Origin of the sequence: Tianxiuia mixotrophica, assembly GCF_050596425.1 — a bacterium.
In the GTDB taxonomy this organism is placed as follows: domain Bacteria; phylum Bacillota; class Clostridia; order Peptostreptococcales; family Acidaminobacteraceae.
The window spans coordinates 4,346,371-4,360,541 of the sequence record NZ_CP192292.1 but is presented as its reverse complement, the minus strand read 5'-3'; the positions used below and the strand labels follow the sequence as shown (position 1 = coordinate 4,360,541).

Here is a 14,171-nt window from a genome sequence, read left to right as displayed (position 1 = left end):
TATAGGTCTTTGTTATACCCTATATAGAATTTTTGCTTCTTAAATATCTATATAGGGTATAACGAAGGCTCTTGAATGATATTTTGCAAGTCGCTCAAATAAGAACTGATAAATCGAATGAAACCACAATTCGAATCTCTTGTTCATCAAGACTCTAAAAATTAAAAGGTCTATGCGCTTAAACTAAAAACGCATAGACCTTTGTTTATTTTTTGCTGCCCTTGCTCCCGCCAATATTGGCAGTGGAAAGTATGTTGGTCTCGTTTGAAAACTGTAGCTTTGATTTTCGTCTGTCTTTTCTGTAAGCCAGTTCAATCAGGTCTTCAAGGAGTTCTTCATAGGGTTTTCCGCTTTCAGCCCATAGGTAAAAGGCGAGAGAACCAGGAATGGTATTGAGTTCGTTTAGGTAGATGGTGTCACTGGCCTTGTCGATTATGAAATCAAGTCGAGTCACACCGCTGGCATCCACAGCGAGAAATGCTTTTTTTGCAATGTCTTCAATATCCTCTCGCATGCTATCAGGAATATCTGCTGGGAGGACACGACTCAGTGAAGCCATGCCACTGGCCTTAGATCCACCAGAGCTCATTTTAGATCCCTTAGATCCACCGCCAGCAGATCCCCCACTTGTGTATTTATCTTCAAAGGATAGAAATTCACTGGATGAAAGGGGTCTTTCACAAGCGGAAACTTCAACCCCCTCACAATCGCCCAGCACAGAAATGTTGATTTCCATTAGATCCTCAACCATTTTCTCAACGAGGATACGATTGGTAAAGTGCCTGCAAAAATGAACGGCATCATAAAACTCATCAACAGAGTGGGCCACTGAAACACCGACGCTGGATCCCATGTTGGCAGGTTTGACAATGACCGGATAGCCAAGCTTGTCTGCAACACTTTGAGTGAGATTTTCAGGCTCCCTCAGCCAGTCGTCTGTAGTGAACCAGACCCCATCAATGACAGGAATATTATTGGCCATTAGAACGTGTTTGCAAATGGTCTTATCCATGGTCATGGCAGCTGCGAGGACGTCACATCCCACATAGGGGAGGCCTGTCATTTCAAAGATTCCCTGGATGGTTCCGTCTTCACCAAAGGTGCCGTGAATAATTGGAAAAGCAATATCAATGCGGTCAATGAGAGCTGGTCCTAATCGCTTGACAGGGTTTGGAATGAGCACGACTGCCTTGCCTTGGCGAACCATATTGACCTTGGTACACATGTCGAGGAGTTTTGGCATGTCCTTGAAATTCTCAATGGACATGAGGGCCTGGCCGGTGTACCAATCTCCAGATTTATCAATGAATACAGGGACTATGCTATAGTCCTCTAAATTTTTAAGGTGATTCATCGCCTGAAGGGCAGTGATCACAGAAACCTCATGTTCAACGGACTGACTGCCGAAGAAAACACCGATTTTTATCATATTATCCTCCAGTTATTCGTTGAAAGCGTCAGGTAAATCATTTTCTATGAGAAGAACATCATTGGCATTCATTATGCTTTCAAGATGTTCATAACCGCTTAAGAAGGTGTCTGCAATATGGACCTTGCTAAAGTCAAAATGAGCCTCTTTTAAGCCTTCTTGGATAGGGCGTGTTTGATTTTTACCAACAAGAACAACATAATCACAGTCACTTGCTATATACTGGCCAAACTGCTTATTGAGTTCATCTTGCTGGTCTCCTAGTTCGATCATGCCCGGCGTGATGATGAACTTACGCTCGCCTTCCATGGCTTTAAGGACCTTTAGAGCATTTTTAGACCCAATCGGATTGGAGTTAAAGGCATCATCAATAATAACCTGTCCCTTTCTCCCCTTTCGAAGGGAGAGTCTGTGCTCTGTGGGGCGTATATCTGAAAGACTGGACATGATTCTAAACATGTCCGCATTTAGTTCGTTGGCCACGGACAATGCACAAAGGACATTGGATACATTGTGTGCCCCGAGTAGTTTTGTATTCACGCAAAGGGTGATTCCAGATGGAAAACAGAAGTCAAACCCAGTGCCATCGCCTGATATATTCAAGTTTTTACTCAAGTAGCACTTGCCTGTTTCTTCACACTCAAAGCCATTTTCCCCAAAGCCGATATAGTCTATATCAGAACGTCTAGGTAGATTCTTTATACGTTCATCTGCCAAATTGACAAAGGCCTTTCCGCCAGGCTTAATGCCTTCAAACATCTCCCCCTTAGTCTTAGCAATGTTTTCAATGGTCTTAAAGGTTTCAAGGTGTTGGGGACCAATTGATGTAATAATCCCAAAGTCCGGCATGACAAGGTCGCAGATTTCCTTAATATCACCTGGTTCACGGGCACCCATTTCTGCTATAAAGACCTGGTGAGTGGGTTTCATCTCTTCACGAATGGTTCTAATAACCCCCATTAAGGTGTTATAAGAAGCCGGGGTCGCAAGGACATTGTAGTCACGACTGAGGGTCTGTGCAATAACATTTTTGGTGCTTGTTTTGCCGTAACTGCCTGTAATACCAATAACAATGCGGTTGGGATTCTCAGCCAGTATACGCTTGGCATCATTGTAATACCATTTATTAATATGATTTTCTATGGGGGTGTTTATCAGCTTTGAAAGCATGATGATCCCAAAAGAAAGTGTGCTTAATAGATAAATGCAAAGTGCCAGCAAAAGATCGTTGGCATTATATAAGAGTAAAATACACAGGCCACTTATCATTGAAGCCGTTGCAACCAGCCTTTTAACCCTTGGAGTGTAGACCAATTTTTTCTTCACATCTCTAACCGACACAAGTAATCTGTGGCCCTTTAGGGCAAAAACAACAAATACCAGACTCATTAGACCCAGGAGGGTGCTTGGTGTGTCTTTCACATACGCGCTGCCGCCATATAGAAGAGCGGAGACCATGATCATGTTGTCATTTCCTTTTATGAACCGGTTGTGTGCCCCCTTGAGCCATCTGAAATAGCGCTTGTTGCGGTAACTGTTTTGCTGAAACATATGGAGATCGAACTGAAGTTTATCAATTAAATAAACCAGTACACTTGTCAGTAGAAGGATTCTAATCATTTCCATCCTCCTTTACAAAGCTTGTAACAATGGCTTTGAAGTCGTGTGGTTTTTCCAGATAGCTGTAATGTCCGACCCCTTCAAACACAATAAGGGCAGAATCCTTGATTTTTTCCTCCATAAGCTTTCCATCAGAAACAGGGGTGGCCTTGTCTTCACTGCCCCATATAAGAAGGGTTGGGGCCGTTATTTTAGGCAGGTGTTCCTGCAAATCATCATTGACCACCTTGGAGAGAACCCTGCGCATGGTTTGCGAGGCGCTCTTATAATCAGAAGACCCAGCCTTGTATTTATAGGCATCAATCAAGTCTCCAAAGAGACTGCGAATGCCAGGCATTTTTTCCACAAGCTTCATGGCCTTGTAAAAGTAAACTTTCCTGTAATAGGTCATACCGCGTGATGGCTTAATGCCAGCAGCATCTACAAGTATGATCTTATCCACTTTAATTCTAGAACCCAATATGATAGAGATTCTTCCGCCAAAGGAATGGCCCATGAGAATAGGCTTTTGGATGTTCATCTCATTCAGAAAGGATTCTGTCATATCGGCATAGTCATAAACAGACCAAATGTCAGAGGGCTCTTCAGACTGACCGAACCCCGGAAAGTCCAGTGTGTATACTTTAAAATTTTCTTTTAAATACTTGACGACATCGTCATAGAGTCTTAGGCTTGTTCCCCACCCGTGAAGCAGGACGATGGGGCGACCCTCACCTTGGACTTCATAGTAAATCTTTTGTCCCTTTATGTTTGTGTACATATAAGCCTCTCAGTTTATAATTTTCAGTCACTTTTAGTATATTTTCATCTCAAATTAGTTTATCATAAAGGGTGGGAAACCGCTAGAAGGCGCAAGGGGTATATCCGAATTGTAAATTGTTTATCATGTTAATTTAAGCGAGAATGATGCAAAAAAATGCTTGACGCTAAGAAGTCGAGCGGATATACTAGTTCAGTATTTAAATTTCAGTGCTGAAAGAAAGTGTTCAGCATTTTTAACTTTAATAAAACGCACCCGTTTTAGGGTGCCTGCCCACCTGATGCTATCGGAAATCAGATGGACATCTATATAGTAATTGTCAAAAAGAGTGAGCAGGTCATCCTAACGGGTGATCTCTCACTCTTTTTTTTGAAAATTACAGTTATTGGAAAGGGGTTACACATGGCAACGAAGTACATTTTCGTAACAGGCGGCGTTGTATCATCACTAGGTAAGGGCATTACGGCGGCATCACTTGGACAACTGCTCAAGGCAAGAGGTATGAAGGTTTCCATCCAGAAGTTCGATCCATATATCAACAAGGATCCAGGAACAATGAGTCCATACCAGCACGGAGAGGTTTATGTAACAGATGATGGTGCGGAAACAGACCTCGATTTGGGTCACTATGAAAGATTTATTGACATCAATCTAAGCCAGAACTCAAATGTAACCACAGGCAAGGTCTACTGGTCTGTAATACAAAAAGAACGCCGTGGAGAATACCTGGGAGCAACAGTTCAGGTTATTCCACATATTACGAATGAAATCAAAGAACGCGCGTACCGCGTTGCAAAAGATGAAAACCCAGATGTGATCATCACAGAAATTGGTGGCACAGTTGGTGACATCGAATCGCTCCCTTTCCTGGAGGCCATTCGTCAAATTAAATACGATGTGGGCAAAGAAAATGTTATGTATCTTCACCTTACACTTGTTCCATACCTGGGCAAGGCTGGTGAGCTAAAGACAAAGCCAACACAGCACTCGGTAAAAGAACTTAGAGAAATTGGTATTCAGCCAGACATGCTTGTATGTCGTACGGAAAAACCTCTTAGCGATTCACTAAAAGAAAAAATTGGCCTATTCTGTAATATGGACGCGTCAGATGTCATTGAATGCAGGGATGCTGATTCTATTTATGAAGTGCCACTTGTTCTTGAAAAACAAGGACTGGCAAGCAAGGTATGTGAACATTTGGGTCTGCCTTGTAAAGAACCAAAACTTTCTGAGTGGGAAGAAATTGTTGAAATAGACAAAGCGGATAAAGAAACAGTCAACATTGGCCTCGTCGGCAAATACGTTGAACTACATGACGCTTACTTATCAGTTGCAGAGGCCCTCAAGCATGCTGGTCTTAAAAACAGATTAGATGTAAATATTCACTGGATTCATTCAGAAGATGTGACACCACTGACAGTTGATGAAATGATGAAAGATATGGATGGCATTCTTGTGCCAGGTGGTTTTGGTGACCGCGGTGTTGAAGGTAAAATCGAAGCAACACGTTATGCAAGAGAAAATAAGGTGCCATTCCTTGGAATATGCCTGGGTATGCAAGTGGCTGTTATTGAATTTGCAAGAAATGTTCTTGGTTACAAGGATGCCCACAGTTCCGAGCTTGATCCTGACACAGAATATCCTGTGATTGACTTAATGCCAGAACAGCATGATGTGGAAGACATGGGGGGCACACTTCGTCTAGGCCTATACCCATGTAAGATTGCTGCAGATTCAAAGGCTCTTGAATCATATGGCGAAGCACTCGTTTATGAACGCCATAGACATAGATATGAGTTCAACAACCACTATAGACAAGTTATCACAGATGCAGGTCTTACAATTTCAGGCCTGTCACCTGATGATAGACTGGTTGAAATTGTTGAGATTAAGGATCATCCTTGGTTTGTGGCTGGTCAGTTCCATCCAGAGTTCAAGTCAAGACCAACGCGTTCACACCCTCTATTCAGAGATTTTGTGAAGGCGGCAAAAGACAATAAAAAATAAGACGCTTTATCGATCATATATAATATGTAGAAAGGCGTATAAACTTCCGAGTATCCTATAAGGGTGCACTCGGAAGTTTTTTTATGGGCTAAGAAGAGTATTCGTTTGACAAGGGCTTATAAAGTGCCCCTTGCACTGATAAACAAACTATGATATTTTAACTCGGTGCCTTCAAAAGGAAAACATGGACCATAATTTGGGGAAATTAAGGTGTTTGAGGGTATGTTATTTTGTAGAGTCACAAAGATGAGGTAGCCGGAATGTTCTGAGATTGGAACCATGAGGGCTTTGTGTTTGTAAATGATGTATAGGGGAAATTTCTATGGGAAAACTAATTCAAGCCTTACAGCTTAAGAAAGAAGCGGTTTTACTGGACTCAAAACCGTTTATAGCCAAAACATTCCTTGCTATTGCCACGGCTTATGTCATAGCCATAAACCATCCGGTGGCAAGCGGGGATATGATATCAGTCCTATTTGGTCTTATTCTCACCTTGGAACCTGTGAATGTAACAGGGCTTAGACGAGGGTGGGAACAGTTTTTTGCCACCTTTATTGGGGCGGTCACAACGGCCATTATAATTTCTATACTGGGGATTAATGCTATCACAGCAGGCGTTTCAGTGGCTCTAACCCTTTATATTTGCCTTAAGGTCAACTGGAGGGAAGTGTCACCGGTGGCTCTTTTCACAGCCATCTATATGACCCAGTACATTCAACTGGATGCCATGGGCAATCCTAGTGTATTGTTGACATTTAGACTCCGTATCATCGCACTTGGCTTTGGGGTCTTTACGGCCATTGTTTTTAACTTCTTGTTTTCCTTAATTCAGTACCGAAAAATGGGAAACAAGCGGGTTATCTTTTTAATGAAGAGTCTTTTAAATCATATGAACACCTTGGAACTGGCTATGCGAAGTGGAGATGCGGCGTCATTTAGAAGTTGTCAGCAGGCCCTGGCCAGCGTCTTTAACGACATTGATACAACGACAGCACTCTTTGAGGACATGCTTAAGGAGAATGCCTTTGTCAGAAAGCTTATGGGGGTCACAGATGAAAGGCTCAGAGCCAAAATAGCCCTGACAAAGAGGCTGCGTGTTTTTTGTCACCTTCTGTTTGATACCCAGTATGTTCTAACAGAGAACAGCACCCTTTTGAGCCAAGCCACCAACAGGCTGGCTATTGCAGATGCCTTGCATGAACTCATGAATCAAATGGGGAATTTGAAAGACTTGGCGGAAGGGCGAAGCACCAAGTTGACAAGCGTCAAAATTGATCTGCCAAATGATGTTGAATCTATTAACTTAAGTAGAATTATGAACAACCTTATGGAAATGAATGTGGTGCTGGGACGAATCAATGTGAACCTGAACACCATTATCACCATCAATAAAAAATAAGTCGATAGAATGCGTGCGTTATCTGGACAATGACAAGCGATATCATGCTCTGGGACATATGGGGACACCCCCTTATATTCCAGAGTTTTTTTATGCAGATTTTCAAGATTCAATTGCAAAGGAATCTTTGCAATCACAAAGGCAAATATGTCATAGAATTTAAGTGAGACATTTAAAGAATATTTTTAGACGGCTAAAACAATGACGAGCTGACGGAAGGTGATGAAATGAATAAAAATAAGCGTTTGACCATGTTTGCAATGGGCTTGGTCCTCCTGCTGATTTCAAGTGGATGCTCTAAAGAGACCTCGCAGGCTTTGGATAATCAGGTAATAGAAACGACCACACAGGCGGTGCCGGCGTCTGAAGACGCTTTCGATGAAGTTGATCCAGCCCAGGCCTTGGATTTTGTAAACGCTTCAGGGCTTATGCCAGATGGTGTCACTCTAGGTCCTGATGCAAAAACATATAAACTGGACTTTACATTAGATGGTGTAGAGGACTTGTGTTTCGTTACCCCAGCGGATGGAGGGCTTTTGGGTCCAGTGGCCTTTGTTACACAAGACGAAGACACTGGCGATCTTGTGTATGTGCCTTCAAGAATGTATGCAGACACAGATTTTACGGTCTCAATGGAAGATGATTTTATCATAAGAAAGCAGGCTGATGGGACGGGCCATATAAAACAAGTCTATATATACAGTCAAAGTGAAGGTGTTATCCCATTAATGAATGGCTCATTTATGACTGGCACCCAGAGTTCTGTTGAGAACCATCATGAACAGACCCAGTTTATTTATGAGCATGACCTTACAATGGCAGACAGCTATTATGACTTCACAGTGGTGGAAGACATATATTTTGTGGATGAAAGGGGAGACCAGCACCACTTTGCCAACAAGACAAGACACTATGTGCTGGATGAAGAGGAGAAAAGCTACCAAGTTGAAGAAGCTGTAGAAATGGACTATCCTGATGTCCACAGTCTTAGGGCCCAGATTGGCTATTATGGAGATCGGGATGACCTGGAAAGTTTTGAGAACATTTTGCAGGCGCAGGGCTTGGTTGAAGCCCTAGAATATTATACGGATCATAGATATAGCTTTGACTTAAAATCTAAAGCTGCATATGTAGAGGCGGCTTATCAGTATATCAATGGACCTATTTTCACTGACTATTTCACAGACATATATGATGTGGGGTATGCAGAAGAGGAAGACGCCGTTCAGGTGTCGGCTCCTAATCCAGTCAGAAAAGAGCTTCAAGATGTGTATAAACTTTGCAAAGTATACTATGCCATGGAAGGTCATCTGGAAATCATGGGCTATGAATATGCTGTAGCGGATATAAAAATATCAAGACTTATCAATACAATTATCTACGATAAACATCTCTATAGAAGTGACTTTGAAGAAGAGGTTGTTGACGCACATGAAGATATGCGGGCTGACATGGTCTTTACAAGTATAGAAGATGTTCTAAACTACCCGTTTGCATATCCACGAGTGATTGTGAATGACGAAAACGACTTAGAAAAAATGCGCCATGAAGACGTTTGGAAGACAAGTGTTTTACTGCCTGTGGACGTCACATACAAAGAAGAATCACCAGAAGATAAAGAAGGGGAGCAACAAGCCTTAGAAGAGTATAATTTAAGTGATCTGCAAGTGGGGGATAAGGTCGGCGCTTTTATAATTGATGAGATAAGCAAAGACCCTCAAGATCAGAAAATGTTTTTGGCAATAGGCCTTAATACGTTTAAAGGTCATATAGAAAAGGATATAATAATGGAAGATGCCTATCAGTTTTATTCTAGAGATTTGGCTTTTGGAAAACCAGTCCGGCTGGGCGAAAGACTTATAGAGACCTTAGAATATGCCTATATTAACAACCAGTCGATTGTATCAAACGCCCTTGATGAAGATTTGATCCAGCAACTGGAAATAGGTGAATCTGTTGAAGTTAAAGCTAAGGTAAGTCTTATAGAATACAATGACTTTTCTGGATTTAGGATTTATGTAGAATCTATTGATGTCGTTCGTTAAGTCAAGGCCAAAAATCTAGGCGAGAAATAATAGGAGACGATAAGATGATTGATGTATATGCCCTTCATAATAAATTGAATGAAAGACTTGAAAAGGCAAAATCGAAAGTCCATACGGAGCCCCTTGAAGCCATGGAAATAGCTAAGGATATTGTCATAGAAGCAAGGGCGAATCACCTGGCAACAGTAGCGGGGCATGCCTATCATATTCAGACCATGGCCTGTCGGACCATGGGGCGTCAAGAAGACGCATTTCGCTATGTGGGCCATGCTATAGATATTTTTGAACAGTTTAATGACTATAATATGCTGGCGGAACTTTATAGATGGCAGGGGGTTGTTTATTTTTATTCCGGGGACTATCAAAAGTCTCTATCCATCTTCAATCTTGGGAGAAGTTTTGCCCTGAAATCACAGAATCATGTTGAGCTTGTAAGAGCACAAAATTGTATTGGAGAAGTTTATAGGAAAGCGGGCGACTTTGACAAGGCTTTAGGCGCCTATGAAGAAGGCAATTCCTATGGAAAAGCCTATAATGTGGTAGAGGGTATAGGACATATCTTATCCAATATGGGAGATGTGTATATGAGTCTGGGAAGTTATGAAGTGGCTATGGAAAAGTTCAAGGCTGCCAAGACCTATTTTCAGACGACAGCGGATGTTCTGCTTGAGTTTGAATGGTACTATAGAATGGGCAAGCTTCAAATGAAACTTGGCAAGTATGAAGAAGCTCAAAGCCTTATCGATGCCTCTATTGCCCACCTTCATTCTGTGAAAAATGAGTATTATATTTTAGACGCTCTCCTGCTCAAATATGAGATTTATATGTGCCAGAATGATCAGGAAAAGGCGCTGCAAGCCGTTGAAGAAGCAGAAAAAATATCAAAGATCCAGGGATCAGACCACCAACTGAGCAGAATATACGAAAAAATGTATCAGTTTTATGAGTCTAAGGAGATGTACAAAAAAGCCCTGGAATTTCATAAAAGGTATCAGTTTACCCTTCAAAAAATTGAAGCTTCTAACATCCTTATCAAGCTTAAAATGTTAGAAAAACAACAGGCCTCTCTCGACGAAGAGAAAAGAGCCCCTTATGTGAGAGATTTCATAGAAGGGGAAATGAAAATAGAAAGACAACGGATAGAAAATTTAAGGGACACTATAATACAGAGCAGAGAAAACATAGTGTCTATGAATTGAGTTTACTTGAAATCAAATGAGCGAAGAAACTGTAAAAACCTATACAGTCTGAGCGACTTGCAAAATATCATTCAAGAGTCTTCGTCATACCATACGTAAATATTTAAGAACCAAAAATTCTATATATGGTATGACGAGGACATATATCTGTAATTTTGCAAGCGCCTGAGTCTAAGAAAATGAACATGTAGAAATAGAGGATGAAATGGGGGGAGAAAAATGGCTGATAAAATCTTAATAGTCAATGATGCGTCAAAGCTGACGGATTTGCTAAGCGTTTTTCTCAAAAATGAGGGCTATTCAGTAAAAAGCCTAGAGTCAAGAAATAAGGTGGTAGAGGTTTGTGCTAGCATCAATCCTGATATTATTGTCATCAATCAGGAGAATGCCTCATGGTGTGAAGAAGGGCTTTGTAAAGCCTTGAGTTCAAAAACAAATGCCGGCATAATTGTTTTGTCGTGTAAACATACAAAAGAAGCCCTAATTTGCGGTTATAGAAACGGAGCGGACGACTACGTGACCATGCCCTTTGATATGGATGTGCTGTTGGTTCGTATTGAAGCCCTTCTAAGAAGAATAAAAGGCAAAGCACATAAACGCTCAAATTCTAGTATGGAAATGACTTTCGACAGTTTTGAAAATAAAGTTTTGGTAGAGAACACAGTGATAAGACTAACGCAAACAGAGTTTCGTATTTTTTACTGCTTGTACCTGTCAAAAAGATATGTGACCACCAAGGAGTTGACTGATGAAATCTATGGATCTGACCAGGGCATTCCCACACGAACAATATCGGTCCATGTGTCAAAAATTAGAAAAAAGCTTGAAGCCTCTGGCATGACATCAGTGGTGCTGGAATCAAAATACAAGGCAGGGTATAAGTTAACCAAGGTTTAAAACTTAAATAAGACGGCATTTTATCACCCTATACATAAACCCCCGGATAGTCTAGTAAATCCGATCAGGCTATCCGGGGGTTTTTTATATATAAAGGGGAAAACTCGGCAAATTTAAAAAGCTCTAGGTTTCACAGTGAACAAGAACATGCAAAGAATGCAAAGAAAAATTAGCAATGTTAAAGCCTTAAAAAAACTATACTTAAATTGTGAGAAACAATGACGGTAACGAGAACGTTTGGAAAATGGGGAATTTGATAATACATAGGTTTCGTTTTAAGATTTGAAAGTCAAAGGGCTTGTATAAAGGAGGAGCAAATTTGAAAAAGTATTTAAGTTTGGTTTTAACCGCGGTTATGACCTTTAACATGACGGCCGCACCAGTTTACGCAGCCGACTGGAATTTTGGAATTGGGGACATAGTGGATGACATTGTTGATACGGTGGAGAAAGGCGCCGATGAAATTGTTGATACAGTGAAAAAAGGGACCGACTGGGTTGATGGCGCCACAGATGACACCATGAACTGGATTAACAATGCATCAGACGACACACGCCAGTGGTTAAATAATGCGTCAGACGATACGGTTGACTGGATAAACACCGCGTCAGATGACACTAAAAATTGGGTTGAAAATGCTTCAGAAGACACTTTGAGCTGGGTGGATGGAGCATCAGATGACACCCTAGACTGGATAGATGGGGCATCAGACGATACTTTGGACTGGATAGACGGGGCATCGGACGATACGCTGGACTGGATAGACGGGGCATCAGACGATACGCTGGACTGGATAGACGGAGCATCGGACGATACGCTAGAATGGATAGACGGGGCATCGGACGACACACTAGACTGGATAGACGGGGCATCAGACGATACGCTGGACTGGCTTGGTACAGCATCGGAAGACACACTCAACTGGCTTGACACAGCCACTGATGACGTGGGCGGCTTTTTAGAAGGCATATCTTCGGGGATAAAATCATATAGAAGACCGGACAAACCGAACATTAATGGAACTTTTTCTCAAATGGCAGATGTCTTGCCCGAGGAAGCCATCAATGCCTCTTATGTAAATATACTGAGCGGTGAAATGGGCACTTTTTCCGAAATGGAAAACATTAAGGAAAGAAGACTGCCTCTTGAAGCGCAAGTCAAAATTAAAAACAAGCTTATGGATATCGGACTTTCAGACTATTGGTCATCATTTGCAGTGGGCAAGGTTTCCAACGCATCTGAAAATGCAAGTGTTGGAGCTATTATTGAATCGGTAATACCTTTTGATTTTCTCCTTAACGGTATGGTTTCCAATGAAATTGATGATATTGTAGAGACCTACGGTTTTGAAGATGTTGATCTGTCTGAGCTGATTCAACCAGACAGCCCGATTCAAGGTCTGAAGTTCAACTATACTGCTGATAAAATCACAAATGTGGAGAAACCGTCATTTGTTATATTCAGGGGGATAACAAGTATTGGATATAGGGACACGCTTGTGGCAGAGATCACTTCTGGTGGTGTGACATATCCTGCACAGGCTTTTGTTAAAGACGATCGATTAAGTTTTTACGCAAGGGTTGACCGTATAGACAATCTTTCCATTGTTTTGACAAATACATTTGACAGACCGGCAAACATTCCGCTTGATATTGCACAGGGTTTTCAGGAGGCGGTGAATGATTTGGCGCCTTTTGGAAAGCCGATTTCTGATAAGGCCACAAAGGATATTGCTGAATTTTTAGGGGACAATGAAACCATTTATAAAGAAACAACGAAAGATAAAAATGGAAACAAGAAGCATGCTGTAAAAAAAATGCCGAGTCTGAATGAAATTTATGCCAATGGTGATGTGGGCAAAATTGTAGCCACAACACTTTATACAGTTCCACTTGTCGGTGATGTTTTGGCCTTTTTATTCAAGAGCACAGGCAATGATGCAACCCTTGAGAATGTTATTAGGGATATAGTGAATCAGAAAGAAGTAAGGACATTTATAAAAATCGAGAATCCTGAGTTCCTTATTCAGGAAGATCTAAGTGCAGTGCTTATTCAAGAGCTAGATGCCGATACAAATCAAATCACCCTGGATGTGCCAACAGCCAAGGTTGAGGAGGAAGAAAGCCTTGTGGTTGAAGAAAATAGTGGGTCAGGTGAAATGGAAGCGCTTGAAGGCCTAGCGGATCTCACGACAGCTTTTAGCCATGAGTTTGCAACCTACCCAGCCATGACGCAGCATTTTGGAGCTTACACTTTAAACAGGGCTTACGAACACTCAATTTATGCAACAAGTCCAATCAACAGCACAATGCTCATGACCTTTAATGATCAATCCTTTGTGGATGGGACAGCGCAAACAAAGATTACCCTTTATGATCCAGTAAGTGGTCTTGAGAATTATGCAGGCTTGGCTTTTCGAGTTTCAGACGTGAATGTAGACTCCAGAATCTTTAATGGCTATAGCGCAGTTCTTATGCCTGCTGTTGGTGACAAGGCTTCACAGGTTCTTCTTTATAAGCATACAGGCGCAAGCAAGGAAATTCTTGATAGTGAGGTATTCGACCTTTCTTCAAGGCAAGACTATACACTAACAGTAAGAGCCAAGGGTCGAAAGCTCAAGGTTTATGTTGGCGGGTCAAAAGTGCTTTCTGCAAATGATGACACCTATCTGAGCGGTGGTGTTGGGTTTACATCAAGTGCTATACCAGCTATATATCAAAATATTGAAGTCAGTGAATAGAAAAAAGGCAAGATGAAGCTGAGTCAGAATGACATTGTAACAAGGTCATTTTGATTCAGCTTTTTTTACAAAGAT

General features: G+C 41.5%; 9 protein-coding genes. 6 read left to right on the top strand and 3 right to left on the bottom strand.

From position 1 onward, the window contains the following. Positions 1–205 precede the first annotated feature (205 nt). Genes ACQ4KW_RS19335 through ACQ4KW_RS19325 form a run of 3 tightly spaced genes read right to left on the bottom strand, consistent with a single transcriptional unit; the run spans position 206 to position 3,809 of the window. Positions 206–1,429 (bottom strand): D-alanine--D-alanine ligase family protein, encoded by a 1,224-nt coding sequence (locus ACQ4KW_RS19335; RefSeq protein ID WP_430884068.1) that lies wholly within the window; start codon positions 1,427–1,429, stop codon positions 206–208. 12 nt (positions 1,430–1,441) lie between these two features. Continuing rightward, entirely contained in the window at positions 1,442–3,049 is a 1,608-nt protein-coding gene (locus ACQ4KW_RS19330; RefSeq protein ID WP_430884067.1) for a UDP-N-acetylmuramoyl-tripeptide--D-alanyl-D-alanine ligase, read from the bottom strand. Further along, positions 3,042–3,809 carry an alpha/beta fold hydrolase gene (locus ACQ4KW_RS19325; RefSeq protein WP_430884066.1) on the bottom strand — a complete coding sequence of 256 codons (768 nt, stop codon included), beginning with the start codon at positions 3,807–3,809 and terminating at the stop codon, positions 3,042–3,044. The genes ACQ4KW_RS19330 and ACQ4KW_RS19325 overlap by 8 nt, the downstream gene beginning before the upstream one ends. Positions 3,810–4,211: 402 nt before the next feature. Here ACQ4KW_RS19325 and ACQ4KW_RS19320 point away from each other — a divergent pair, with 402 nt between their 5' ends. From ACQ4KW_RS19320 to ACQ4KW_RS19295, 6 genes are all read left to right on the top strand, one after another. Continuing rightward, complete coding sequence (locus ACQ4KW_RS19320; RefSeq protein ID WP_430884065.1) at positions 4,212–5,816, top strand: CTP synthase; 1,605 nt, start codon at positions 4,212–4,214, stop codon at positions 5,814–5,816. 322 nt (positions 5,817–6,138) lie between these two features. After that, on the top strand, positions 6,139–7,215 hold the full coding sequence (locus ACQ4KW_RS19315) for an aromatic acid exporter family protein (protein ID WP_430884064.1): 1,077 nt from the start codon (positions 6,139–6,141) through the stop codon (positions 7,213–7,215). Between the two features lie 227 nt (positions 7,216–7,442). Next, on the top strand, positions 7,443–9,260 hold the full coding sequence (locus ACQ4KW_RS19310; protein ID WP_430884063.1) for a hypothetical protein: 1,818 nt from the start codon (positions 7,443–7,445) through the stop codon (positions 9,258–9,260). A 44-nt stretch (positions 9,261–9,304) separates the two neighbouring features. Then, entirely contained in the window at positions 9,305–10,459 is a 1,155-nt protein-coding gene (locus tag ACQ4KW_RS19305) for a tetratricopeptide repeat protein (protein WP_430884062.1), read from the top strand. 219 nt (positions 10,460–10,678) lie between these two features. Beyond that, on the top strand, positions 10,679–11,356 hold the full coding sequence (locus ACQ4KW_RS19300) for a response regulator transcription factor (RefSeq protein ID WP_430884061.1): 678 nt from the start codon (positions 10,679–10,681) through the stop codon (positions 11,354–11,356). Between the two features lie 319 nt (positions 11,357–11,675). Next, on the top strand, positions 11,676–14,096 hold the full coding sequence (locus ACQ4KW_RS19295; RefSeq protein ID WP_430884060.1) for a hypothetical protein: 2,421 nt from the start codon (positions 11,676–11,678) through the stop codon (positions 14,094–14,096). Positions 14,097–14,171 lie beyond the last annotated feature (75 nt).